Raw genomic sequence first — 25,053 nt, 5'->3', positions numbered from 1 at the left:
TTCTCTGCAATCAAAGCCTTGCCTAAAAGCCTTTAAATTCTCACTGAGTGAGCAATAATTTAATGTGATTGGTATAAAACGTCTGAGCTAATCAATATAATCGGCGAACAAAAAATGCGAGAATCCTTGCTTGAATTAAGGATGAAACGCTAGCCTTTAAGGGAAGTTGTGAACCGCTTGTAAACCTGCATGCTTAAGCATTAATCAATCGATATGCGCTTGCCAAAACCCGTGATAAATTGCATTGAATCAGCCCCCATGAACCGATACACTAGCTGTTAGCGCTAATATCAAAACTGTTGGTTTTGGAATAATTTCACTGCAGTTTTCCCTCAAAACTGACAGCTAATAACAGGGACCTTACATTCGCATGTCTGGATTACAACGTATCATTCTGATCGATACCCATTTACCTGGTATGGTCGAATTAAAAGTCGATGGCCACACAAATATCTGCGGTACCAATGCTTCCGGTAAAACCACGTTACAACGCTTATTACCAGTGTTTTATGGTGAAGCGCCATCTAAGGTCGTACCCGCTACACGAGATAACTTCCAAACCTGGTATCTACCTCGTGAATCCAGTTTTATTATTTATGAGTATCAGCGCCTTAGCGGTAAAACCTGTATGGCGGTGCTAACCGCCTCTAACCATGCAGTGGTGTTTCGATTTATCGATAAAGGCTTTGATATTGCGGATTTCATTGCTCAGGACATTGCCGGCAATCGAGCGATACCTATCTCTGAAATTGTACGCAATATGCGCAAAGATAATGTCATCACATCAAAGGCACTGAATAACAAGGAATATCGCAGCGTGATCCAAAACGATCGCACAGTGATGGCGACCAACAATGGCAAAAAAGAGCTACTGACCGCCGCCCGATACTTTAGTTTGTGTGAAGCCGACGCTAATTTGCGTCATATTGAGAAACTTATTCGCGCTGTCCATTCCAAAGAAGGCAAGATGGAGACCATCAAGGCAATGATTGCCGCCATTTTGGAAGAGGATGGAGTACAACCGCCAGCATCGAAGATATCGAAAACTCAGGTGGAAGAATGGATCAAAGAATGTGCTTTGATTCAAGAGTTTGAGCACCTGATGCCGCAATATAAAAAACTGCAATCCTGTGAACTGGATATCGTTCAGACGGAACAGCGTTTAGCGCAGTTAAAACAACAGCTATCCCGTGATTTAAGCCTGTTATCAAAACAATTGAATGATGATGATAATGCGTTAGCCGAGGCAAAGCAGGCGCAATCTGAACAGGCCCGGAACTGGGAGCAGAAACGCGATGCCTTTAACCAGAATATCTCGGTGGCTAAAGCAGAGCTTAGCAATGCAGAACAGCACTTAGATCAAATAGAATCAGAGTTTAATGACTGGCAGGATCAGGATATTGAACGCCATCAGGCCAATTTAAAACTACTGCCGCAATGGCAATCGGACTATCAATCGGTAACTGAACAACATAGCTTATTAACAGAAGAGCATCAGGATATTGAAGCGGCGTATCATAAGCGTCTTGCTGCACTGGAAAGTAAGCAAAGTCGGGAATTCAAATCCCTGAACACGGAAGAGCAGCAGCTTGCGGAACAGCTGCGAGTAAAGCAGCTTGATGAACAACAGGCATTGCAAGGGTTACTATCTAAGCAGCAACTCAATTGGCAACAAACCCAGGCGCAGTATCAGGAACAAATTAACGACAGTAAACTGACCATAGGTACGTTACAAACACAGGTATCAATGGCGGCACCGAGTTTTGAAGAGCAACAGGCACTTGCCTTGCTCGATAGTGCCATTGAAGAGGCACAATTGAGCGAAGACCACGCCCGCCATGAGCTCAATCACCAGCAACAAAATCTGCAGCAATTGAAATATCAGCAGATCGGCGCCAATGAAAGTCTGAACAATGCCAGACAAATCGTGAAACAACGTCGCCAGCATCTGGAACAGGTCCAAGCCTGGTTGTATCCGGGAGACAATACGTTATTGTCTTTTTTACGCAAAGAAATTCCCGACTGGGAGCAAACACTCGGACGGGTAATTAACCCTGAATTACTGTCTCGTTCTGATTTGGCGCCCGCTAAGGCCGAGTTGCCGGAACATTTGCAAGACACTCAAAAAGCGATTTTTAATGGCATCGTCATTGATTATGACGCCATAGACCCGCCCGAAATTGTGCGTTCGCAAGAACAATTGAAAGCGCAATTAGCCAGTGCCGAAGTGGCGTTAAGTGATGCCCAAGCCCAGCAGGAAAACGCTGAAGAGCAGTTAGCAAAACTGACCGAACAGGTAAAGGACACGGAGCAAACGATCACCACATTGACCAGCCAATGTCAGTTTAAAGCGGATGGCCGTAAACGAGCTCAAGAAGAGCGACAACTCCTGAAAGAACAACAGCGACAAGCGCTGGCAGAACGCAAGCAAGGTGTTGAACGTCAGCTTGTTCAACAACAAAAAAGTTTGGACAAGTTGCAGTTAAGTTTTGCTGATGCGCAAGAAGAATATCAGCAAAACTGTCACGATGAAAAAATGGAACATGAAATGCATTGGCAGCAGATCATTGGTGATATTGAAGCGCAACGTGATTCCCTTACCGAGCGTTCTGAACAATTGCAGGTCGCGCATCGCAAAGATAAAAAAGACTGCAAACGCTGGTACGAGGATGAACTGGCAAACAGAGATGTAGACGTCGATAAAATTGCCAAATTGAAACAATCGATGGCAACTTTGAAGTCCGATATTGAAGCTACGAATAGGCATCGCGATGCCGTGGCGCAATATCAACGTTGGTACCAGCTGGTCTTTACTAAGCAGAAAAGCCAATACCTTGAACAGTCGAGTAAGGCGAAAACCAACAAGGCAGAATACGAACGCCAGTTAAATCAGCAGGACGCTGAATACGTTAAGCAAAAACAGACATTGCGAGCTGAAATTCAGACTCTGGAAGGGCTGCTAACCACTAACAAAGAAGCGAGTGCGTCTATTCAATCGTTGAAGCATAAACTTAACGCTCTGGTATTAGCTGACGTAGAACCGAAAACTGAACAAGGGACGGTTACATCCCGCATCAGTGAAGCTCAACAGTTGCTGGATAAACAACGGCAATTGGCGGAAAGTCTGGAACAGTATATTCAGTATTTTGACAATGCCATTGGCCAGAAAAGTGGCACGGGGTTAACCGAGATCTGGGAAATTGCCCGCCGCGATTGCATGGTTAAAAATGCTCAGGGCGTGGAAAGTGTCGATGCCCGACAAATGGTTAGCCATTTGGATCAACTATTAAATACGCTGGTACCGCAGCGCCTGGATGGTCTGCGCAACAACGGACTTATTTTCGGTAATGACCTAACTCAGTACTACCATATCCTGGCGGATATTGATTCTCGTATTGAACTGCAGTCAAAGCGGATTTCCAAAGAGGTTGGTCAAGAGCTTAGTCTGGATGGCGTATCAGAATCTTCGGTGCAAATCCGCTCGAAGATCAGTGAATTTGATTTCTGGCCCAAGCTTAAGCATTTTAGCAAGCTCCATAAACAGTGGTTGGATAACGAGGCACAAAAGCTGCCGAATGATGACTATATTGCCACCATACGCGAAGTGCTGGATGTATTGGGTCGAGCCTCAATGCAAGGCGGTATCAGTCAGTTGCTGGATATTGAATTACACCTGACGGAAGGGCAATCGAAGCTGTTGATCCGCACCGACCGTCAGCTAAATGAATCCTCCAGTCACGGTATGGCGTATTTGATCTTATGTAAGTTCCTGCTCGCCTTTACCCGTTTATTGCGCGGCCATTCGAAAGCCATTGTGCACTGGCCGATTGATGAAATAGGCACCCTGGCACATCACAATGTGAAGAAAATATTTGATGCCTGTGAAGACAGTCATATTCGTGTTCTCGGAGCATTTCCAAATCCGGAATCGGATATCCTGCAATTGTTTGTTAACCGCTATTTAATTGATAAGCAAAAGCAACAATTGCAGGTGGTGCAACCAAAAGTCAATGCAGTAAAAGCCCGCTTACAGCAAAAGCGCGAGCAACAACAATTTGTAAGTCAAAGCAAAGCAGCGGAGGAATTATCATGATCAGTATGCACGGACAAGTCATGGAAAAACTCCTGCAAGGCGAGTTTATCTGTACCGTAAGCGATGAAATCGCATTCGGATTTTTACAGCAGGCTGAGGCTGCAGACAAAATTGAAGCGCAGCTAAACCAGATGAATCGAACCTTAGTCAGCGCTAACGATGGTCAGGTGTTTTATTGCGGCTATCAAACTCTAGGCGACAATGAACGTAAGCACTTATCACAGCAATTTAAAGACATTGGTGGCGCACTATTGCCGTTGGTCGAATGGTTGGTGCTGGTTCAGGAGGCTCAGGGTGACAAGGCCTTATTGACCGCAGGCAAAGTCATTCGCTTACAAGAATTGCAATTGGTTATTGAAGACACGCCGGCGTTTAGTGAACAATTACAGAAAATTGCCCGCTATAGCCTGTTCAACTCCACCAGTATCAGTAGCGACGGTCAATTAAAGCAAATTTTTAAACGGTTATTGGATCTGGGCTATTTATTAAAACCAAACAAAGATAAGCAAATCTTTATCGCTACCGGTAAAGTCGATTATCTGTTTGATGTGATCCGCTTTATCGATGAAAACGAAAAGCTCGCGCTAGCTGAGCAAAGCAAGGTTGAAACGGAGCAGGGAGAATTGCTTTGAGTCAGCCGATCCTCGAATCCGGACAAAAGCTATTAAACGCGCTGGCGAATCACTCCGATGTGGTAATGCATGCATTTGTAAATGGCCGGATCAGCGAAGAGTCCCATAATGAACAAGTGCTTAAATCCCTGCAAAAGCTCGGTATCCTCTGGCGCCCAGAACCTGGCGAAGAACTGCGACTGAGAAGTCATATTCGCAGTCTGTTGGAGCATAGCTTACGGGATGAAAGCTCGCGCCAGCTGGAAACCAATATTCAGGCACGACTGCAAACCATTAAAACCGTGGTCAGCCATTATCACGAAGCGATGAATGATCAAGGCTATGCGCAGGCGGAAGTGTATCTGGAAGATTTGACTGAGCAGGTTTATGGCTTAAGTGACAGCTTAAAATCTGGGGTGCGAAACCTATGGCGTCGTATTCATAATGAGTTTGGTTATGTGTCATCCATTAATGCCAAAATTCGTGAGAATGAGCTAGCACAAAAGCAGGTAACCCAAATGCGTGAGCAGTTGCAGCTTTTGCAATTCGATGAACTTACCAAATTAGCGGGAACCTCAAGGCCATTACGTCGATTGATGGTGGTTCATTTACAAAACTGCCATTCAGAAACCTCAAAAGAGCTAAGCTCGGCGCAGGCGCGATTGATTGAATTACTCGGGCAGTTTCGACAATACCTGCAAAGCTCGCAATTGCTTAAGGGCTTTATTCGTCACTGTCGGCAAAAGCCTCAGTATCAGCCCAAAGATCCTGGCATGCAAAATGCTGTAAACCCTCTATTTAATCGCGCCGCCGCAATCATTAAACCGGCAGCAATTTCCGTGAATAACATAGAGCATGAAACCGACTTGTCGACATTGGTTGCTGGGTTAAAACGCATCAATCGTAAATTGGACGCCAGTGATGATAAGCGTCAGGGGCAGGATGTTGCCATTGGCGACGTTGAAGAGATTAGCTTGATCGATGATGAATTACATCAGGCCGTTGAGCAGTATTTCTGTGAAGTCATTGATAACGCCTCACAGGTATCGGCAATGCAGTTTCTGTCGGATCAATCATTAAACTTTGATGCCGAAGAATGGATTTATGCGGTCATTAATGGTTATCAAGGCCTTGGTTTTGAAGAACAGGAATTCTTTGAAATGGACACCTTAGGTCACCAGCACCCGATGTTTAACAATAACTTCGTTATTGAAGATGTGCGTTTAGGCTTACGATAGATTGTCGCAGATCCAGCATTTAAGTAGTTTGTATGCTGAAGTATTGGCGAAACGGTAAAGTTAGAAGTTCATCAGGTGTAACGCTGTTATTCAGTTATGTCTGGCTGATCCCAGTTATCCCTGCCGCAGTAATCGGTGCTCTATTTGTTCTGACTCATAAAGAACGAAGAAGGACATCACGCACGATATTGGATCAGGAATATTGGCACTTGTTTATCTCTGCCCCTATTCCATTTACATCGCTTTTGTTAGTCGTAGGCTTGTTTGGAAGTCAGGTCGATAAAAGTAGTATCAAGGTGATCAAAGTATACCGTTTAGGGCTTTTAGGAACCTTGTTGGATGTTAAATCTAATGCTGGAGCCTGTTTGTATTTGTTGGCAAAGTGAAAAAAGATACTCTGAGAGAATATCTCAGCAATGATTCCATTCAAGTAGGCTAATCTCACTAAATCAAGGTGAAACCCGATATGCGAGATCAAATCTTGTGAAGTTGATCATCTGCAAGCTATTCGTTTTTCAATTTCAGCTTAGTTGAACCGTCCAGCCATTCCTTGAATAACAGAATTAAGCTATTAGGAGCTTTTTGCCGCTCAGCGCTTATTGTTCAGCCACAATTAAACGTCGTCTCTGATGATATTTAAATATCCCGACTAATGACGCCATGATCCAGAATATTTCTATGACAAAGCTGGCCAGGTTGAAATTAATAGAAAGGCTTATCAGCAATAATATGGCGCCAACCAGATTCAGTAAATTGTACTGCAACCCTTTAGGGTTAATCCTTTCTAACTGGATCAGGAAAAAAGCTAAAACCACAGAGGCAGTACCAAGCATACCGATAATATCGGCAAAGAGCGAAATAGACATAAGTCACCGTTATACGTTAAATAGTTAACCCAATAGGGCTAGTGAAATAAAACTGGCGCGGTTCCTTGGAGACTTGCCCAAATCAACGAACGTGACTTTCCTTCTGGCAGGAGCTGAATTCTATCCTATTTTCGTGTGAGATTAAAACCCTATCCCATTACCCCAACTGCCTGCCCCCTGTTTTCTAACAAGTTTTCGCGCTATGTTAGTGCTATGGAGTAAAATTTAACCGAGTTTTTCTGGCTCAACAGTAGAAAAACTGACGATATACCAATAATTAAAGGGAATGATATGTCTATTAAAACTGGTGTACTAAGCACGTTGGCAATATTGATGCTAACCGCGTGCGGAAAGGCTCCTGAAACAACAGAACCAACAGCACCTGCAACGTTGAGTGAAAACAAGCAAGTAACAACCTTTAGTGCGGAAGAGTTTTTTGCAACGACCACCGTCTTTGGTTCATCCATAAACCACGATGGAAGCTCGGTACTGGTTTCCAGTGACGCTACCGGCGTATTTAATGCCTATCGCTATCCGCTGGATGGCTCAGAGCCCGAGCAATTAACGAAATCGGATAAAGATACGGTTTATGGCATCAGCTGGTTTCCAGAGGATAACCGTTTTATCTACACCGCGGATCAGGGCGGGAATGAGTTAAATCACTTATACGTTCGCGAAATGGATGGCAGTGTTAAGGACTTAACGCCTGGTGATAACTTAAAAGCTGGATTTTTAGGTTGGAACGATAATGGTGATTTTTACGCAATTAGTAATGAGCGTGATCCCAAAGCGTTTGACGTATATCGCTATTCTTCAAAAGATTATCAACGTGAATTGATATTTCAAAATGACGAAGTTCTGTCTATTGGTGATGTATCTCGTGATGGTCGTTGGTTAAGCCTGACTAAAGCGGTTTCGGGCGCAGACTCGGACTTGTATTTGATCGATTTGACTGCGGAAGAAACAACTCCGATTCATATCACACCACATGAAGGCAATATTGAATACTTTAGTTATGGTTTTACGCCTGATTCAGGCAAACTGATTTTTGGCACTGATGAACACAGTGAGTATAGTCAGGCCTGGGCTTATGATCTTGAATCGGCTGAATCGCAACTGTTCTACGAAACGGACTGGGATGTGAGCTTTGTATACTTCTCAAAAGATGGCAAATACACGGTTATCGGTGTTAACGATGATGCGCAGACCAAGCTGACTATTTTAAACAGTGAAACCAAACAAAGCGTGCAAATGCCTGAATTGCCAGCAGGCGATTTGGCTGGCGTTAATTTCTCTAACGATTCCACTAAAGTGGTATTTTATATCAATGCCGATAATTCACCATCGAACCTTTATACCTATACACTAGGTGGCGACAAAATCGTCAAACTCACAGATACCCTGAATCCGGCGATGACGCCTGAAGATTTAGTTATGAGCGACGTCGTTCGCTTTAAAAGCTTTGATGGACTGGAAATCCCAGGCCTACTATATAAGCCTTTACAGGCAAGTGCCGACAACAAAGTACCAGCTTTGGTTTGGGTGCATGGCGGACCCGGTGGCCAGTCACGTAAAGGTTACCGTGCGGCAATTCAGCATTTGGTCAATAACGGTTATGCCATCTTTGCGGTAAACAACCGAGGCTCTTCGGGCTATGGGAAAACCTTTTACCATTTGGATGACAAAAATCATGGGGAAGGGGATTTGCAGGATATCGTTTACGGTAAGAAGTACCTACAAACTCTGGATTGGGTAGATAGTTCGCGTATTGGTATTATTGGTGGCAGCTATGGTGGTTATATGACCATGGCGGGTATGGCGTTTACTGATGAGTTTGAAGTTGGTATCAATATCTTTGGTGTTACTAACTGGGTGCGCACCTTAAATAGTATTCCACCTTGGTGGGAAGCGTTTAAAAAAGCACTATATGATGAAATGGGCGATCCGGCGACCGATGCCGAGCGTCATCGCAAAATTTCCCCGCTTTTCCACGCAGATAATATTAAAAAACCCGTATTAGTGGTACAGGGTGCCAATGATCCTCGTGTGCTTCAGGTAGAAAGTGATGAAATGGTTGCCGCGATTAAAGCCAATAATGTGCCGGTTGAATACGTACTATTTGAAGATGAAGGCCATGGTTTTAGAAAGAAAGCGAATCGTATAACTGCCTCCAACGCGTATGTTAGATTTCTTGACCGTTATCTGAATAATTCAGCGAACCCGCTTTAACTAACCGAAAAAATAAAAGGGTCAGTGTGAAACTGACCCTTTTTTGTATCTAAACCTGTGGTTTAAAGTGGCATGGATTTACCAGATACGAACCCGCTCTTCAGGCTTAAGGTAAAGTTTGTCACCTTCCTGAACATTAAACGCTTCGTACCAGGCATCGTGGTTTCTTGGTGCCAGAGAACGGTAACGACCCGGCGCGTGAGTACCAGCGCGCAATTGGTTGAGCATACTTTGCTCGGTGCGCTTTTCTTTCCATACCTGTGCCCAGGCTAAAAAGAAGCGCTGATCGCCGGTAACACCATCAATCACAGGTGCTTCTTTACCATTAAGGCTCAGTTTATAAGCGTGGTATGCCATTGCCAACCCACCGACATCACCAATGTTTTCACCAAGGCTGTTACGGCCATTGACAAAGTTACCTGGGATCGGCTCGTACTGACTATATTGATCCGCCAGTTTGTCGGTTTTGGCATCAAATGCGGCGCGATCAGATTCTGTCCACCAATTACGCTGGATACCATTGGCATCGGATTTTGAACCCTGATCGTCAAAACCATGGCCCATTTCGTGACCGATTACCGCACCTATGCCACCATAGTTAACGGCTGGATCGGCATTGGGATCGAAAAATGGTGGTTGTAGAATTGCAGCAGGGAATACAATCTCATTGAAAGACGCATTGTAGTAGGCATTAACGCGTTGTGGCGTCATGCCCCAACGATTGCGGTCAGTTTTCTGTAATTCTTTAGACGCGCTGTCAGCACGGAAGAATTCACGCAGATTGGTAACATTACCCATTAAATCGTTATTGCTCAGCTCAACGCCGTCAAAAGACTGCCATACATCCGGATAACCGATTTTAGGAACGAAGGCGGCGAGTTTTGCACGGGCATTAACCTTGGTTTCCTCTCCCATCCAGTCTAGGTTATCGATACGCTGACCAAGGGCGGTGCGTAGGTTTTCAACCAGCTCTGACATCTGCTCTTTGGAAGATTCCGGGAAATGACGGTCTACGTATACTTTACCAATCGCAAAGCCAAGGGATGTTGTACCAGACATTTGGCTGATAGCACGCTTCCAGCGATCACGAGGCTGTTGCTGACCACTTAAATGGGTGCCATAAAACGCGAAGTTAGTGTTATAAATGTCTTCAGATAAAAGCGAGGCATTGCCGCTAATTGCGTGGTAAGTCAGATAATCTTTCCATACGGCCAAATCTTCATTGTTAATCAGCTCAATCATCGCCTTGATTGGCTCAGGTTGGCTTACGTTTAGGTGTGGTACCTGATAACCCGTTTCTGCAAAGAAAACATCCCAGTTAAAGCCAGGATACTCTTTGGCTAATTCCGAACGTTCGATTTGGTTTAAGGTTAAGTCGCGGTTACGACGCTTTTCCCGAGGCCAGTGACCTTCGGCAATTTTCGTTTCAAGCGCAACAATAGCCTCAGCGCGTTCTACCGGTTTATCCTTACCGGCAAATTTAAGCATCTCGGCAATGTGCGCAACATAAGCCTGGCGAGTTTTTTCAAAACGCTCAGATTCTTCCAGATAGTAAGAACGATCCGGAAGACCCAAACCACTGGCGCCAACCGAAATTTGATACTCGTTTGGATCAAGGCGGTTAAACCACATACCACCACCGATAGGAGCGCTTACGCCATTTAGCCAGGACTTACCAAACACCTTGGTAAGTTGGTCGGTATTCTCAATAGCAGAGATATCATTCAGCAGAGGCTCGATAGGCTTTATACCCAGCGCATTAAGGGTTTCTACATCCATAAACGAGTTGTAGAAATCGGCAATTAACTGTTCTTCAGCATTCAGGTCTTCGCGAGCAGCGATATCATCGATAATGGCTTTTACCTGGTCGTCACTGCGCTCCGCTAACAGAGAGAATGCGCCGTAACGGGTCTTATCTGCTGGCATTTCAAAATTGTCGTACCAGGTGCCGCTGGCATACATAAAGAAATCATCACCTGGTTTCACGCTTTCGTTGCGAGCACTCAAATCAACACCAAAGCTACCTAGCTCTGGCTGATCTTGTTGCGCATTCTCCAGTGGAGATTGCTGGGTTTGTGCTTGTGCTTGTGCTTGTGGTTGTGTTTGTTGTTGTGGCTCAGGTTGTCCACACCCGGCTACAAATACTGTAGCCAAAGCTGATGCGATCAGTTTTATTTTCATTGTTCGTTCTCATTTTTACGCGAGTTTTACCCGCCGATAATTCTGTCAATGGTAGGATATCTTTCAACGACAATCGTGTACAGTCAAGCCATTAAAATAGGCGAATAAATCGGTAGGGGCGGGGCTTGGGCAGTAGCAGTAGGTTTACATCTGTACCATTTAGTTTGACATTATGGACGCGCTTGCTGAGATTTTGCACCAGATTTAAAGGTGGCGGCTTGATACCCACCTTCCACTTGCCCGTTGTAATGTAAGGTATAGGTTTTATTCGCAGCTAAGCCTTCAAATCGGGTTTTTTTATTATCAGGATAACTGATTTCAACATTCACCTGCTCGGCATTGCCGATATGAAATGTCACAGGTTCTCCGTTCCAGCGGGATTTTGCCAGCAGAGTACGTTTCTTATTCTCTTCTTTATCTGTGATATAAAGCTTAATCAGGGAGCCTGCTGCATAAATATTAGGGATTTTATATCTGGGGTATACAGTGACCTGATTGCCGGCCATTTTACTTTCATTGATAAAAATCGACAGTCGAGTATTGCTTTCGCTATTATTGCCACCGAGAATCAAGTCATTATCGCCATCATTATCGATGTCGGCGATATATACAGGATTTGCACTCCAGGATTTACTGAATAATACTCGACTGAAGTTTCCATCCCCGAGATTTTCATACACTTCGGTGATTTTTAATCTTGGGTTATTCATCACGAAATCGGGATCGGAATCACCATCAAAATCGACTGGATAGGCTCGCAACAAGTAGGGTGCACGTTTTTTAAAAAACGCATCCATGCCGGTTGAGTGATATTTAAATCCGTCTAAGGAGTTCAAATACCATCCACTTTTACTGTCGCCAATTACCAATAAGTCATCAAGGTGATCATTATTAATGTCGCCGTAATAAATCGGCACCGCATCTTCAGGCAGTCCTAATGTTTTGTTGGCACCAAGATACTGGCCTTTGTCGTTTTGCAATAGATAATGACCTATCTTGTCTCCGCCATAGCTGGCAGAGCCTGCGATAATAATATCTCCGAGACCATCAAAATTTAAGTCGATAAGGTTTGGGCTTAAACCATGCTGATGTGTGGGAAAGTATTGAAAATATTTGGCTCTGAAAAAACGATTTTTCTTGCGCATCGCTTTGTGTTTTTCCGTCAGGTTTTGGTACTTTTCTTCTAACCCAGGCGGTTCCGTTGTGGTGATTGGCTCGTCTCGATTAAATGACTTAGTTTGTGGTTGATATATCCACACACCTTTAACGCCACCATCGAGGTCAAGGTAACCATCGAAGTTAATATCGAGGATATCCAACGGTTTGGATAAAGGTCTTAGGGTGAAGCCTTTACCGCGACCGAGAAACCCATCGCCTTGTTGGTTAAACAAGTACTCGGGCTTGCTCTCGTCCGATAAACCGGCGATATCGAGCCAGCCATCGCCGTCAAAGTCGAAAAATTTAGGCTTGTCGTCGGCACCGGGTAAATAGGGTAGCGAGGGGTTGATTTGTTTTAAATCAATAAACGTCAGCTTATTGCTTTCCTGCAACTGATTGACCAAAATTTTGCCGCCAGGCTTACCATGGTGTGACAAGTAAAGATCGATGTCACCATCATTGTCATAATCAAAGCCGTTAACGCCCCAGGGCCACCAACCATGGGATTGAAACTCGCCTCCTTGACGCTTTTTCTCACTGTCATGCCATTTCTGGATAATCGATTGGGTTTGGTTTTCAGCATCATCTGCCAGTTCAAAGCGAAGATTACCAGATTGGTTAACATTCATCGCAGCCATGATTGGATAAGCTTTGGAATATAGACGATCGGAAAAAGTAAACAGGGTGATGGCGACACAGCCAAAACCGACAGTAATCAGCTTTGTGAGTAGTTTCATAGACTTGTTGTTTTTTATTTAGGCTAAATTGAGCATAGCAAAGGCTCTGGGATTTGCTACGCAACCAGGATTTTTGTGGAATAGACAGAAACGCCGTTATTAGAAAAAAACAAACCCCGCATGGCGCGGGGTTAAAATCTAGTATTTAAGGGAGAAAACTTATGAAAAGTTAACGCTGATAATCATACCTCTCAAACTTAGTAAAAGCTGTTTTCACCCTGTAAAACTTGCCAGCAAAAATGTTTTGTCTGGCAATCGATTGTTATTGATTGCGACAAAATGTAATGGCTGACATTCAAGTGTAATTATCTTTGTTTTATGTAATCGCTAGCCTTCATTTTGAAATAGGAAACATGCTGGTAAGGAATTTCTACCGGACTTGGATCGACAATGTCGATGGGGATTCGATTATTAATCGCAGCTCTTAATGCCATTTGGGTAATGTTGACACTAAAAGAGGTTCCCATAAACACCATTCGCTTGGCATCCTGCATGCGTTGCTGTGCTTCACCAATACGATATAAATCGGTATAAAACTCATCAAACAGTAATACAAAGGGTTTAAAAGAATGATCCAACTGTGGAAGTTTTGAACTGGGATCGATATTAAAAATGTTTAACAGTGACTCTTGAATGTTGTTGGGGTCGACGTCTTCCCAGGGTGTCATATATGTGTCGACGACAGGGCCTTGTTCATGAAACAAGGTCATTTGATCCAATCGTCCATGAATGGCGATATAGTTCTGATTTCCGGCTTTGCCATCGAGGCCATCAATATTTTGAGTGATCAGGTTTTTATCTGCAAGCCAGTGGTGTACGTCGTTAGGGCCGTGATGGCGGTAGCTGGCAAAGCGGTGATAATACCAGGTAAGGAATTCCACGGGATTGGTTTGATACATGGCTCGAGTCGCCATCTCTTGTGGCGTGTAATTTACGCTGCCTATGGTCCAAAAGCCATCTTCACCTCGAAATGTCGGAATACCACTTTCGCTGCTGACGCCAGCGCCGGTAATGTATAACGTTTCATCCATTTGTCTATACCCAGGTTAACTACCGCAATAATGGCACGCTACAGGGATTTTGAGCTATGCGCAAATTCAACCATGACAATGGGACAATAGTAAGGCTTAAATAAAATGGTCTTGGGAATGCTAACGGCGTTGATTTTATGTAACTGACTATGGCGCATGCCAGGCAGAAACTATAGAATAAGCGCAATTTTAGATACTCGTTTTAATGGTAATAAAACAACCCATGTTTGAATTAAAATACCAGACACCACCAGAGTGGGCGCAGGTTGCCCTGGAAGATTTTGATGCATTTTTGCAAGACCATGCCGCAGCTGAGAAAAAAGCGTCCGGAATGGCAATGTCGATGCTCTCCCACTATCCGGATCGTAAAAACCTGGTTCGTGCTATGACCGATCTCGCCATTGAAGAAATGATCCATTTCAAGCAAGTGGTAAAGTTGTTGCAAAAGCGTGATGTGACTTTAGGAAACGATCAGAAAGACCCTTACATTAATGAGATTCGCACCTTGTTCCGTCGTGGCTCTGACGTATTCTTTCTCGACCGACTATTGGTTGCCGGCGTGATTGAAGCTCGGGGGCATGAGCGTTTTTCGTTAATCGCAGACGCACTACCCGCAGGCAAGGAAAAAGAGTTTTATGTGGCCATTGCCAAATCGGAAGAAAAACATAAAAACCTGTTTGTGGAACTGGCGCTGGAATACTTTGATGAAGAAACGGTCTATCAACGTCTGGAAGAAGTTCTCGACTTTGAAGCCAAAATCTGTGCCAAGCTGCCCTATAGAGCGGCGCTACATTAGCCCGATACCAGGTATGGTTAATTAGGGCGTTAACACATAAAGGCTCAACGCATTAATATTAACGTTCTAATACTTAACGCACTGGCACAAATAAAGCATCAGCGTTAGCACAGGCAAGGAGAAATCATTTGGTTGTCGAAAAAACATTTACCAAATATCTGGCGAACTTTGCCGAGCCGGAAACGCAATCTCTCAGTTCGTTTCCACAAGCCCTTGTTTTTGAACACGTTGTTATTTTACCCGCGTATAAAGAATCTGCGCAGTTTTGCCATCGCTTTGATCGACTTACCACAGGTAATGCAGGGCAACTATTGATTGTTGTTATTAATCAGCCTGATACCGATAACAACACGGAACCCCAGCAAAGGCTTTTTGCGCAACTGCATGCATCCGCAGAGCTGATTTGGCAATGCGATAATTTGTCTTTGTTAAAATTGGTTAATGCCGGTTATGTGTTGGTGGTTGAACGCTTTATCCAGCCAATTCCATATAAACAGGGGGTTGGATTGGCACGCAAAATTGCCGCCGACCTTGCCTGTTATTTAATCGCTCATCATGGTATTCAATCGCCATGGATATGTTCAACCGACGCCGATGCGCATTTGCCTGCAAATTACTTTTCGTCATTACCAACAGACAGTCAAAACATCAGTGCGTTAGTGTTTGATTTTTATCATCAGCGAACCGACACCAAAGCCAATGATAAAACAGGGATCGCAACCGACCTTTATGAACAATCTATGCGCTATTATGTTGGCGGTTTGAACTATGCGGGTAGTCGTTATGGATATTTCACCATCGGCAGTATTTTAGCGATCAGTGCTAATGCATACGTAAAAGCGCGAGGTTTTCCAAAACGCGCAGCCGGCGAAGATTTTTACCTGCTCAATAAAATCGCCAAACTTGGCGAGATAAAAAATGTACAAGATGTACAAATAAAAATCGATGCCCGAGTATCAGATAGAGTGCCGTTTGGCACCGGCCCTGCGGTGCAGAAAATCATCGATTTACAGCAGGCTAGTAGGGATTATTGCTACTATCAGCCTCAAGTTTTTATTGAGTTAAAGCAGGTGTTAGATTTATTCAAAACCAGCGCAGGAAATCTGCAACAATTATTGTCTGGCATTGAAAAACTGTCGGTATTAAGTAAGCAATCATTGACCGACATAGGTTTTACTAAGTTTGTTAATATACTTCAAAAACAACGCTCGTCTGACGCGCAAACTGCTCGACAACTAATCGTTTGGTTTGACGCATTCAAAACCTTAAAATTTATTCATGCCTTGCGCGACAATGGCCTGACAGATATCCCCTTACAACAGGCGCTGGACAATCCTTATTTTGCTAGCAATCGATAGTCGCTGCTCTAGTGAATATCAGCAGATGGAAAACCTGCAGCCTGTCAGAACAGTCTCCTGCAACCTGAACCCTAAGCCCTTATATTTCCACCCTTGTTGTGTAGGGGGCGTAATTGATCATATTTGCTCATGGTAATGTCAGGATCTCAATATCAACATTCGCTATCGTCTAAGAGCAATACATGCGCAAGAGGAGGAGGATTTAATACTAATCACATTAAATTATTGCTCACTCAGTGAGAATTTAAAGGCTTTTAGGCAAGGCTTTGATTGCAGAAAATGGTTATTCCATTGTCAAAATCAGTAACGCAGCATAAATGCCTTTAAAACTCACCCGCAGGGAGTTTATCTTAAGGTCCATTTACGGCCCTATATTTCATTAATATAGAATGACTATATCAATAAAATCTATGTGGTAACTGAACCTCTGCCCTAACTCTGAGTTGTGCACAAACTTAATGTGATTGGTATAAGTGGCATCCTGTCGTTCATATATACCTCAACAACATCATCGTCAATGGCTCGCTCAGTTCGATGATACTCAGGTGATCCAGCAAGCCAAGGCGGGCAACATGCTATTTATGGAAGAATTGTTTAAACGGGCCAGGCGTTTGGAATTTGAAGGGGATTTGCTCATGGCATGTCAATTGTACCGCCAGGGATACAGATATTTCCAATTTGAATAAGCCGTGGTCAAAACATTTAATAAGCTTTGTAAATTGTCTTTGAATCTGGCGGAAAACATGACTGATGCAAGTTGATGGAATTGAACATTTGTTGCATTTAATCAAATACAAAGGCAAAACGTAATTTTTAAAATAGCGTCTATACTCAATAAAAAACCCAAGTTTTTTAATTGAGATAATAACAACATGCAAGGATCACGCTATTTATTTTCCCTACTGCGTACACCGCTTTTCGTCCTGAAAAGTCCGGTACTGTTTTTTGTCACTTTCACGATGTTGTTGGCGCTTGTTTTTTCTTTAAATGCTGCGGCCAGCACGCAGCTTACGCCGTTGCAACAACGCGCTGACATTGTCGCCGAGCATACGTTGGGGCCAAATTCTGTTGTCATTGAAACCGCAACCATTGACGATTTATTCGCCCTGTATGAACTGCTTGATTACCACCCGGTAAACTGGCACCACAATAATCAGGCAGTACCGCGAATTACGTTTTCTAAACTGGCGCCTACCTGGGTGACGGATACTCGAAAATTGCCGGTAAATGTCAAGAAATCGCTTTTTTATAAATTAATTATGCCGTTAATTTTGATGTCGAATGAAGCGATATTGCAAGAGCGAAATTTTATCATGAATGCGAGTTTGACGGATCCCAAACTTGTCCGTCTGGCATTAAAATATCAAGTGATTGCAGATAACCGTACGAGCATTACCGAATCACAAAAACAGCGGTTATTAGCCCGTGTTGATATCATTCCCCCTTCATTGGCACTGGCACAGGCTGCCGAGGAAAGTGGTTGGGCGACATCGCGATTTACCCTGGAAGGGCACGCATACTTTGGCCAGTGGGATTATTCTGGTAATGGTATGGTGCCCAAACAACAGCGAAAAGAATTAGGGAATTATGGCCTGGCGCGATTTGACTCACCTTTGGAATCTGTTCAGGCATATATGCTGAATCTTAATACGGTATCGGCTTATCAGGAGTTCAGAGCGCAACGCCAAAGCCTGCGCGATTCTGGCGAAACCATTACCGGTCTTGATTTAGTTGATAACCTGACCCTTTATTCCGAACGTGGTGAGGCATATACCCGCAGTATTCGTGGTTTGATTACCTATAATGAACTGCAATATTTCGATCAGGCTTATCTTGCCAATATGCCCGTGGCGTTCGCGATTGCTCAAGTCGGGCGCTAATGTGAGGCTATGACTGTAAGATTCTACTGATTCGATTAATGCGGTCGAATATTTCTAATTTTTGTTCGGTTCAATTCCTGTAAAGTGATGCTTAACGGTTGCTAATAACAGCGAATCGTTGAGCGCCTCACGTGTAATGAGATCAAATTTTTTCAAATTAGGCGTAATCAAATCCAGTTAACATTTACAGATTTTTAGGAAGAATATTATGGGGTTATTAGTCGAAGGCCAGTGGCAGGAACAATGGTACGATACCAAAGCAAGCGGCGGGAAATTTGAACGCAAAGCGTCTTCGTTTCGTCACTGGTTAACCGCCGATGGCAGCCCCGGACCCAATGGCCAAAAAGGATTTAAAGCGGAGCCAAACCGTTATCACCTGTATGTTTCTCTGGCTTGCCCTTGGGCACATAGAACCCTGATATTTCGCAAATTAAAAGCACTGGAAGGAATGATTTCCGTTTCCGTGGTGCATTATCTAATGCAAGAAAATGGCTGGACCTTTACCCCGATAGAACATTCCGATCATCCGGATTGGATTAACGTTGAGGATGAAATAAATCACCAGGAATTTTTGCATCAGGTATATACCATGGCCGACCCTCAATATACCGGTAGAGTTACGGTGCCGGTGTTATGGGATAAAAAGACTAAAATCATTGTATCGAATGAATCGTCTGAAATTATCCGTATGCTTAATGTCGCGTTTGATCACCTTGGCGCCAGGCCCTGGGATTTTTATCCCGAGTCATTGCAAGAGGAGATTGATACCATCAATGATTTCGTTTATCGCAATATCAATAATGGCGTATACCGAGCGGGATTTGCGACCACTCAGCAAGCTTATGATGAAGCGGTACAGGAATTATTTGTGGCATTGGATAGCCTGGAACAACGGCTAGGAAAACAACGTTACCTAGTAGGTGATTCTATCACCGAAGCCGATTGGCGGCTGTTCACTACGTTAGTTCGTTTCGACGCGGTTTATGTGGGTCACTTTAAATGTAATTTACGACGCCTCGACAATTATCCAAACTTAAGTGGTTATCTGCGTGAGTTGTATCAAGTGCCGGGAGTGGCGTCCACGGTAAATATGACGCATATTAAAAGACATTACTATCAGAGTCACGATATGATAAACCCGACAGGCGTTGTACCTCAAGGCCCGATTGTGGATTTCACTCAACCCCATTGTCGAGGGTAACTAAGGTTTTATCTAGACGAAAAACGGCTTAATTCACAAGCCGTTTTTTATTTTTCAAGAACGTGACTAAAACGTCATTTCAGGCACATTCCCATTGACCACTAACTCGCCTTCGGTAAGCTTTACGATCTCATCGACACTAACACCAGGAGCCCGTTCCAGTAGGTGAAATTTACCGTCTTTAATTTCAATGAATGCTAAGTCGGTCAATACTTTTTTGATACACCCTTTACCCGTCAAAGGTAACGAACATTGTTTAAGAAGCTTAGAAACACCGTGTTTCGAAGCGTGCGTCATGGTGACGATAATATTGTCAGCGCCTGCCACTAAGTCCATCGCTCCCCCCATCCCCTTGATCAATTTTCCTGGGATCATATACGAGGCGATATTCCCGTTAACATCAACTTCAAACGCGCCCAATACCGTCAAATCCACATGACCACCGCGGATCATGGCAAACGATTCCGCACTATCAAATAGCGATGCGCCAGCGACCATGGTAACGGTTTGCTTACCGGCATTAATTAAATCAGCATCCACTTCCTCTTCGGTTGGAAAGGGTCCCATACCTAATAAACCATTTTCCGATTGCAGCATCACCTCAATGCCATCGGGCACATAATTGGCCACAAGTGTCGGGATACCGATACCCAGGTTCACGTAGTAGCCGTCCTGTAACTCCTGAGCAACGCGCTGGGCGATTTGTTCTCTTGTTAAAGCCATCACTAAGCTCCTTGCTTGCTCGTTGTTGATATAGAAGATGTAGTAGATTCGGTTACGGTTCGCTGTTCGATGATCTTTTCAAACTCACCTTGGATCAGCCGATCAACGTAGATACCGCTTAAATGTATTTCATCGGGATCCAGTTCACCCGGCGCAACAATTTCTTCCACCTCAACCACGGTTATTTTGCCTGCGGTTGCCGCCAGTGGGTTAAAATTGCGGGCGGTTTTACGGAATACCAGGTTACCGTAAGTATCGGCTTTGTATGCTTTAACCAAGGCAAAATCGCCGGTGACGGATTCTTCGAGAATATATTTCTTGCCATTAAACTCTCGTACTTCCTTGCCGTCAGCAACCGGCGTACCATAACCTGTGGCAGTATAAAATGCTGGAATACCAGCGCCGCCCGCGCGCATTTTTTCAGCTAACGTACCCTGTGGGGTCAATTCAACTTCTAACTCGCCACTCATCATTTGCTGTTCAAAGTTATCGTTCTCGCCTACGTAAGACGCAACCATTTTTTTGATTTGCTTATCGAACAACAACACACCTAAACCATGTTCGGTAGTACCACAATTATTTGATACGACGGTTAACCCGCGTGTGCCAAGGCGTTTGATTTCTTTGATAAGATTTTCCGGATTGCCGCACAAGCCAAAGCCACCGACAATTAACGTCATATTATCTTCCAGGCCAGCCAAAGCTTCCTGATAAGAATTTACGACCTTGTTAAAGCCTGCCATAAAAACTCCTGTTTCCCCGTTTTTTGGGGTGATTGCATAGTGTTACTGACATCAGAATAAATCACTGTTGCCCACGAACTTTATTATTGGGGTCGATAATGGAACAAAGGCTCAGTTAACTCAATCAAATCCCTATTAAGTGGATAACCATTGCATGATTTCGCGGAAAATTTTGTTTACAAGGAAAGGAGGTTATGTTCATGGATGAACGGTATGCCGAAAATGCATGTCGATACAGGGATGTATCTTATTAGAGCAATGCATGGAGCAATTGCCGAGAGCTTATTTTCGGTGGAAGGGGCGCGACATCCTGAATATTAGCTTTGCTTTTTCCTGACATCGGTGCGGCGATGTCTGTCACCTTAAAGATGCGCTTTTCGCATCTATTGTCAGCTTAGCGCCGCGATGTTTGCGGCGATTGTCAGCCTACGATGTGCTGTTTGCATCGTTTGTCACCGAAAATTGCTCCTCGATAACTGCTCCTGCGTTATTCTACCTGCGCACGTCCATGTCCTTGTGCATTTTCGGCATATAGGCCTTCCATGGCCAAAACCCTGCTGATGCGCAAAGCTCGCGCATTAGCTTCTCCGCGTCAGCACATCGTTTGTTCAGTTTTAAATACACTACACACCAGCCCATAAGCCTGGCTGAATGGAGTCTAAGATTAATCAGGTGTAAAGTTTTGCCAGTAAAAATCGTCCGGCAGCTAAATAAAAGGTAGTGTCTAATGAAGATTTTCCTTAGTGAAGAACAACAAATGATCCAGGATATGGCGAAGAAATTTGCCGAGTCGGAGCTGGCACCGGTTGCGGCGCAGCTGGATGCGAACCCAGATGCTGAATTATTTAACGCCAATTTGGCTAAATTGGCGGAACTAGGGTTTATGGGGTTAAATATCAAGGCAGAGTATGGCGGCGTTGAAGCCGGAACTGTGGCATTTTCATTAGCTATCACCGAGCTTGCAAAAGCCTGCGCAGCGACTGCCGTGACAACATCCGTTACCAATATGGTGGCCGATGTGATCCAAGCCGTTGGCAATGAGCAACAAAAGCAAACCTATCTGCCAAAGATATGCTCCGGAGAGTTCCTTGCCGGAGGGTTTTGTTTAACGGAATCTTCCGCCGGTTCGGATCCTGCTGGGATGAAAACCACAGCGCTAAAAGACGGTGAAGACTACGTGCTTAATGGAAGCAAAATTTATATCACTAGTGGTTCTATTGCCGGCGTGTTTGTGGTTTGGGCGGTCACAAATCCAGAAGCGGCGAAAGGCAAAGGGATTTCCTGTTTTCTGGTCGATGCAAATACTCCCGGGGTAAACGTCAGTAAATCCGAAGATAAAATGGGACAAAAAGCCTCGCCGACAAACGAAGTTCATTTTGAAAATTGTCGGGTTCCGGCTGCCAATATGCTTGGCTTAGAAAACAAAGGTTTTGCTATTGCCGTATCTGAACTGGCTGGAGGTCGCATTGGTATCGGATCTTTAGCATTAGGCGTGGGGCTTGCTGCCCTTGACTATGCGAAAACGTTTATTCAGGAACGTCAACAGTTTGATCAACCTCTGGCGAAATTTCAGGGTTTGCAATGGATGCTGGCGGATCGATATACCGATATGGAGGCGGCGCGAATGTTGTTGATGCAGGCGGCAAGCCTGAAGGAGCAAGGGCAGAGTTTTGCGACCCAAGCGTCGATGGCAAAACTGTTTGCCAGCGAAAAAGCGAACAAAGCCTGTTATGATGCGCTGCAGTTGCTAGGTGGCGCCGGCTATATCAAAGAGTATCCACTGGAAAGGTTCGCTCGTGATGTGCGGATCACTTCGATTTACGAAGGCACCAGCGAAATTCAACGCATTGTTATTGCCCGAGATATTTTACGCTAATACACAAAGAAAGGACTACACATGACGGTTAACATTATTGTTGCAGATTATAAAAACCCTAAGCATGCAGAAGATTTAATCATGTTGTTGAATGCTTATGCACAAGATCCTATGGGCGGTAATGAACCTTTAACGGATTATGTAAAAGACAACTTGTGTGCAAAGCTTGCCGAGCAACCCTCGGTATTAACCTTATTAGCATATGTGGATGGTAAGCCCGCAGCAATCTGTAACTGCGTGTTCGGCTTTTCGACATTTAAAGCCAAACCTTTGCTAAATATTCATGATATGGGGGTTTTGCCTGAGTTTAGGGGGCAAAAACTAAGCCATAAGTTGTTGCAACAGGTTGAGCAAATCGCCATCCAAAAGGGATGCTGTAAATTAACCTTAGAAGTGTTGCAGGGAAATCAAGTGGCCAAGCAAAGCTATATTAACTTTGGTTTTTCTGGCTACGAGCTAGATCCACAATTAGGCAATGCTGAATTTTGGGAAAAAGCGCTTTAAGCAAAAGGTTTTTTCGGATTAATCTTGTGCCATCGGTAGCGGTTTTTTGTTGCGGGTGGTTCGATGTACGTGTATTGAACCACTTTTACGACGATTTCAATCAGGGAAGCACTTAAAAGGAAATGGAACGTCTCCCTGTGGGTGAACGTTTTTCAGTGTTTGTCTCGGATTTTTTCTTCGCCGTTGGTTTTCCAGTCCCGCCATTCTTAGTCTTAGTGTTGGTCTTGGTCTTGGTCTTAGTTCTGCCTTTGGGTTTAGCCGAGACTGTCGCGTGACTGTCGGGGTTTGTCACCGGCTCAGCCGTCGCAGCTTTTGCATCGTTTGACGCTGTTTGTTGCGCGGATAAAGCAGGTGCGTCAACTAAGCGAATTTGCATGAATTCGCCGTTAAATTCGACCAGATCGCCTTGGTAGATTTTTCTGCGTTTTTGCTGACACAATTCCCCGTTTACACCAACATAGCCGTCAGCTATTAACATTTTGGCTTCGCCACCGCCGCCTACTAAATTAGCAATTTTGAGCAATTTGTATAGCTCAAGCGGTTCAACGTAGACATCAATGGTGTTGATATCGCTTTCATCAAGCTCAATAAATTCGGGTTCGGACACAATGGATTCCAGTGTTAACAGGGTTTAACTGATCCAAGTTTACCACAGGCTCCTAACCAACCGATACTATCTGTTACAGCCATGTTCTGTCACGCAAACGGTCCACGGCTATTATGCCTGACTTTAGGGCGCTGCTATTCGGTCGTTCACCACATCGTGGCATGAAAGGCCGCCCCCCTGGGAGAAAGGGGGCGTAGTTATTATCGATTATTGCTGATAAACGATAATAAATTCCATGCTGTGCTGAACTAAGATGAGTAATGGGATTACTCTGGAGCGTCGTCAAACGTTACTTCATAAGTCACTTGCTCATTTGCAGCTAAATCAGTAATGCTCGCGCCATCAAGTTTTTCGTTCATATAGTCGGCGGTGTTGTTGGCGCCACGATTCGTAGCAAAGGTGATCACGTCTTCGCCATTACATACAAGACCTAACGCGACCGTTTTCGCTTTTAGGTTATATTCATCTAACGTTTTACGCAGTTTTAACGTGCTATCGGATATTGCGGCTTTACAGGTATCTACAAGCGCAGTTTCCATATAGTTGCTGTAGGCACCCTGTGCATTCACACTAAATGCGGTAAGTGCAGCGATAAGACCAGTTGTTGCGATTACATTTAAAGTTTTCATGGTTCTCTTCCTTAGTTGCTTTACACACAACACGTTGTAAAGAATTTTTTAATGACTAACACCTATATAGATGGCACAAGTACGTGAATTAGTTGCTAATGAGATTTGACGGGATGTAACAAGTTATTTCAGTGAAATATCTCATGCTCTAAATCAAAATTCAGAGCAACTCTTTGTGGCTGTTGGTTTTTTGAGCAGTTGTTATGGGGAGGAACGGGTCTGGCTACAAATACTCTTTTACATTCGCCCACACTTTATTACGACTTTTTTCGTGTTAATGGGCGGGAATTGTTTAAACGATTGACGATGGAATCACCCAGCTTTGATGAATATGCTTGTTTAAAAGGTTGTTTAAAGGGGCATGTAAGTCGGATTATCTCAATGCAAAATCGAGGATTAGATTAGGGAATTGTTTAATTGCTTTAAAAATCGGCAAACAAACGATTTTTCTTAATTTATTTAAACTTTGTGTTGACAGGTTTTTGCCGATCCCTATAATACGCAACCACACAGACGGACGGTTAGCTCAGTTGGGAGAGCACCGCCCTTACAAGGCGGGGGTCACTGGTTCGAGCCCAGTACCGTCCACCAT

19 protein-coding genes and 1 tRNA gene are annotated in these 25,053 nt (G+C 44.1%); 12 read left to right on the top strand and 8 right to left on the bottom strand.

Annotated features, from left to right (window positions below; translation table 11 throughout):
* Positions 1–370: 370 nt before the first annotated feature.
* From ACHUFQ_RS14705 to ACHUFQ_RS14690, 4 genes are read left to right on the top strand one after another with little or no spacing between them, the layout of a single operon-like run.
* Positions 371–4,093: an ATP-binding protein gene (locus tag ACHUFQ_RS14705; RefSeq protein ID WP_394176602.1), complete on the top strand. Its 3,723-nt coding sequence runs from the start codon at positions 371–373 to the stop codon at positions 4,091–4,093.
* The gene (locus ACHUFQ_RS14700; RefSeq protein WP_394176601.1) at positions 4,090–4,725 is read left to right on the top strand and encodes a hypothetical protein; all 636 of its coding nucleotides are present in this window, start codon (positions 4,090–4,092) and stop codon (positions 4,723–4,725) included. Before ACHUFQ_RS14705 ends, ACHUFQ_RS14700 begins: the two co-directional genes overlap by 4 nt.
* Positions 4,722–5,942 carry a phosphoenolpyruvate carboxylase gene (locus ACHUFQ_RS14695; RefSeq protein ID WP_394176600.1) on the top strand — a complete coding sequence of 407 codons (1,221 nt, stop codon included), beginning with the start codon at positions 4,722–4,724 and terminating at the stop codon, positions 5,940–5,942. Before ACHUFQ_RS14700 ends, ACHUFQ_RS14695 begins: the two co-directional genes overlap by 4 nt.
* Positions 5,943–5,974: 32 nt before the next feature.
* Positions 5,975–6,328: a hypothetical protein gene (locus ACHUFQ_RS14690; protein ID WP_394176599.1), complete on the top strand. Its 354-nt coding sequence runs from the start codon at positions 5,975–5,977 to the stop codon at positions 6,326–6,328.
* Between the two features lie 210 nt (positions 6,329–6,538).
* Here ACHUFQ_RS14690 and ACHUFQ_RS14685 read toward each other — a convergent pair whose 3' ends face one another.
* A complete protein-coding gene (locus ACHUFQ_RS14685; protein ID WP_394176598.1) occupies positions 6,539–6,808 on the bottom strand; it encodes a CBU_0592 family membrane protein in 270 nt (89 codons plus the stop codon).
* A 291-nt stretch (positions 6,809–7,099) separates the two neighbouring features.
* On the opposite strand from ACHUFQ_RS14685, the gene ACHUFQ_RS14680 reads away from it, so the two are divergent.
* The gene (locus tag ACHUFQ_RS14680) at positions 7,100–9,037 is read left to right on the top strand and encodes a S9 family peptidase (protein WP_394176597.1); all 1,938 of its coding nucleotides are present in this window, start codon (positions 7,100–7,102) and stop codon (positions 9,035–9,037) included.
* 78 nt (positions 9,038–9,115) lie between these two features.
* Here ACHUFQ_RS14680 and ACHUFQ_RS14675 read toward each other — a convergent pair whose 3' ends face one another.
* The 3 genes from ACHUFQ_RS14675 to ACHUFQ_RS14665 form a co-directional block, all read right to left on the bottom strand.
* Positions 9,116–11,218, bottom strand: a complete 2,103-nt coding sequence (locus ACHUFQ_RS14675) for a M13 family metallopeptidase (RefSeq protein WP_394176596.1) — start codon at positions 11,216–11,218, stop codon at positions 9,116–9,118.
* Positions 11,219–11,388: 170 nt separating this feature from the next.
* Positions 11,389–13,113: an FG-GAP repeat domain-containing protein gene (locus tag ACHUFQ_RS14670; protein WP_394176595.1), complete on the bottom strand. Its 1,725-nt coding sequence runs from the start codon at positions 13,111–13,113 to the stop codon at positions 11,389–11,391.
* 305 nt (positions 13,114–13,418) lie between these two features.
* Complete coding sequence (locus ACHUFQ_RS14665; RefSeq protein ID WP_394176594.1) at positions 13,419–14,144, bottom strand: SIR2 family NAD-dependent protein deacylase; 726 nt, start codon at positions 14,142–14,144, stop codon at positions 13,419–13,421.
* Between the two features lie 223 nt (positions 14,145–14,367).
* Between ACHUFQ_RS14665 and miaE the strand changes: the two genes are divergently transcribed.
* The 4 genes from miaE (at position 14,368) to ACHUFQ_RS14645 (ending at position 19,379) form a co-directional block, all read left to right on the top strand.
* Positions 14,368–14,940, top strand: coding sequence for a tRNA-(ms[2]io[6]A)-hydroxylase (gene miaE, locus ACHUFQ_RS14660; RefSeq protein WP_394176593.1), 573 nt, complete (start codon positions 14,368–14,370; stop codon positions 14,938–14,940).
* A 128-nt stretch (positions 14,941–15,068) separates the two neighbouring features.
* The gene (locus tag ACHUFQ_RS14655; RefSeq protein ID WP_394176592.1) at positions 15,069–16,298 is read left to right on the top strand and encodes a hypothetical protein; all 1,230 of its coding nucleotides are present in this window, start codon (positions 15,069–15,071) and stop codon (positions 16,296–16,298) included.
* 872 nt (positions 16,299–17,170) lie between these two features.
* Positions 17,171–18,178, top strand: a complete 1,008-nt coding sequence (locus ACHUFQ_RS14650) for a glucosaminidase domain-containing protein (protein WP_394176591.1) — start codon at positions 17,171–17,173, stop codon at positions 18,176–18,178.
* A gap of 208 nt (positions 18,179–18,386) precedes the next feature.
* Complete coding sequence (locus ACHUFQ_RS14645; RefSeq protein WP_394176590.1) at positions 18,387–19,379, top strand: glutathione S-transferase family protein; 993 nt, start codon at positions 18,387–18,389, stop codon at positions 19,377–19,379.
* Positions 19,380–19,445: 66 nt separating this feature from the next.
* Here ACHUFQ_RS14645 and ACHUFQ_RS14640 read toward each other — a convergent pair whose 3' ends face one another.
* Positions 19,446–20,102: a 3-oxoacid CoA-transferase subunit B gene (locus ACHUFQ_RS14640; RefSeq protein WP_394176589.1), complete on the bottom strand. Its 657-nt coding sequence runs from the start codon at positions 20,100–20,102 to the stop codon at positions 19,446–19,448.
* 2 nt (positions 20,103–20,104) lie between these two features.
* A complete protein-coding gene (locus ACHUFQ_RS14635; protein ID WP_394176588.1) occupies positions 20,105–20,845 on the bottom strand; it encodes a CoA transferase subunit A in 741 nt (246 codons plus the stop codon).
* Between the two features lie 727 nt (positions 20,846–21,572).
* On the opposite strand from ACHUFQ_RS14635, the gene ACHUFQ_RS14630 reads away from it, so the two are divergent.
* Positions 21,573–22,721 carry an acyl-CoA dehydrogenase family protein gene (locus ACHUFQ_RS14630; RefSeq protein ID WP_394176587.1) on the top strand — a complete coding sequence of 383 codons (1,149 nt, stop codon included), beginning with the start codon at positions 21,573–21,575 and terminating at the stop codon, positions 22,719–22,721.
* 21 nt (positions 22,722–22,742) lie between these two features.
* Entirely contained in the window at positions 22,743–23,225 is a 483-nt protein-coding gene (locus ACHUFQ_RS14625; RefSeq protein ID WP_394176586.1) for a GNAT family N-acetyltransferase, read from the top strand.
* 112 nt (positions 23,226–23,337) lie between these two features.
* On the opposite strand, the gene ACHUFQ_RS14620 is transcribed toward ACHUFQ_RS14625, so the two are convergent.
* Both ACHUFQ_RS14620 and ACHUFQ_RS14615 read right to left on the bottom strand, forming a co-directional pair.
* Positions 23,338–23,832: an RNA-binding S4 domain-containing protein gene (locus ACHUFQ_RS14620; RefSeq protein WP_394176585.1), complete on the bottom strand. Its 495-nt coding sequence runs from the start codon at positions 23,830–23,832 to the stop codon at positions 23,338–23,340.
* A gap of 266 nt (positions 23,833–24,098) precedes the next feature.
* Positions 24,099–24,461, bottom strand: a complete 363-nt coding sequence (locus ACHUFQ_RS14615; protein ID WP_394176584.1) for a DUF3718 domain-containing protein — start codon at positions 24,459–24,461, stop codon at positions 24,099–24,101.
* A 515-nt stretch (positions 24,462–24,976) separates the two neighbouring features.
* Here ACHUFQ_RS14615 and ACHUFQ_RS14610 point away from each other — a divergent pair.
* Positions 24,977–25,052, top strand: a tRNA-Val gene (locus ACHUFQ_RS14610).
* The last annotated feature ends 1 nt before the right edge of the window (position 25,053 follow it).

It is taken from the genome of Thalassotalea litorea (genome assembly GCF_043642205.1).
Lineage (GTDB): Bacteria > Pseudomonadota > Gammaproteobacteria > Enterobacterales > Alteromonadaceae > Thalassotalea_A > Thalassotalea_A litorea.
Note: the sequence above shows the minus strand (reverse complement) of the source record. Positions and strands in the feature narration are given on the sequence as shown.

Excerpts from the sequence above, each read along its gene's own strand:
- ACHUFQ_RS14705 (WP_394176602.1), top strand. The coding sequence starts at position 371 with ATGTCTGGATTACAACGTATCATTCTGATCGATACCCATTTACCTGGT.
- ACHUFQ_RS14700 (WP_394176601.1), top strand. The coding sequence starts at position 4,090 with ATGATCAGTATGCACGGACAAGTCATGGAAAAACTCCTGCAAGGCGAG.
- ACHUFQ_RS14690 (WP_394176599.1), top strand. The coding sequence starts at position 5,975 with ATGCTGAAGTATTGGCGAAACGGTAAAGTTAGAAGTTCATCAGGTGTA.
- ACHUFQ_RS14685 (WP_394176598.1), bottom strand. The coding sequence starts at position 6,808 with ATGTCTATTTCGCTCTTTGCCGATATTATCGGTATGCTTGGTACTGCC.
- ACHUFQ_RS14680 (WP_394176597.1), top strand. The coding sequence starts at position 7,100 with ATGTCTATTAAAACTGGTGTACTAAGCACGTTGGCAATATTGATGCTA.
- ACHUFQ_RS14675 (WP_394176596.1), bottom strand. The coding sequence starts at position 11,218 with ATGAAAATAAAACTGATCGCATCAGCTTTGGCTACAGTATTTGTAGCC.
- ACHUFQ_RS14670 (WP_394176595.1), bottom strand. The coding sequence starts at position 13,113 with ATGAAACTACTCACAAAGCTGATTACTGTCGGTTTTGGCTGTGTCGCC.
- ACHUFQ_RS14665 (WP_394176594.1), bottom strand. The coding sequence starts at position 14,144 with ATGGATGAAACGTTATACATTACCGGCGCTGGCGTCAGCAGCGAAAGT.
- miaE (WP_394176593.1), top strand. The coding sequence starts at position 14,368 with ATGTTTGAATTAAAATACCAGACACCACCAGAGTGGGCGCAGGTTGCC.
- ACHUFQ_RS14650 (WP_394176591.1), top strand. The coding sequence starts at position 17,171 with ATGCAAGGATCACGCTATTTATTTTCCCTACTGCGTACACCGCTTTTC.
- ACHUFQ_RS14645 (WP_394176590.1), top strand. The coding sequence starts at position 18,387 with ATGGGGTTATTAGTCGAAGGCCAGTGGCAGGAACAATGGTACGATACC.
- ACHUFQ_RS14640 (WP_394176589.1), bottom strand. The coding sequence starts at position 20,102 with ATGGCTTTAACAAGAGAACAAATCGCCCAGCGCGTTGCTCAGGAGTTA.
- ACHUFQ_RS14635 (WP_394176588.1), bottom strand. The coding sequence starts at position 20,845 with ATGGCAGGCTTTAACAAGGTCGTAAATTCTTATCAGGAAGCTTTGGCT.
- ACHUFQ_RS14630 (WP_394176587.1), top strand. The coding sequence starts at position 21,573 with ATGAAGATTTTCCTTAGTGAAGAACAACAAATGATCCAGGATATGGCG.
- ACHUFQ_RS14625 (WP_394176586.1), top strand. The coding sequence starts at position 22,743 with ATGACGGTTAACATTATTGTTGCAGATTATAAAAACCCTAAGCATGCA.
- ACHUFQ_RS14615 (WP_394176584.1), bottom strand. The coding sequence starts at position 24,461 with ATGAAAACTTTAAATGTAATCGCAACAACTGGTCTTATCGCTGCACTT.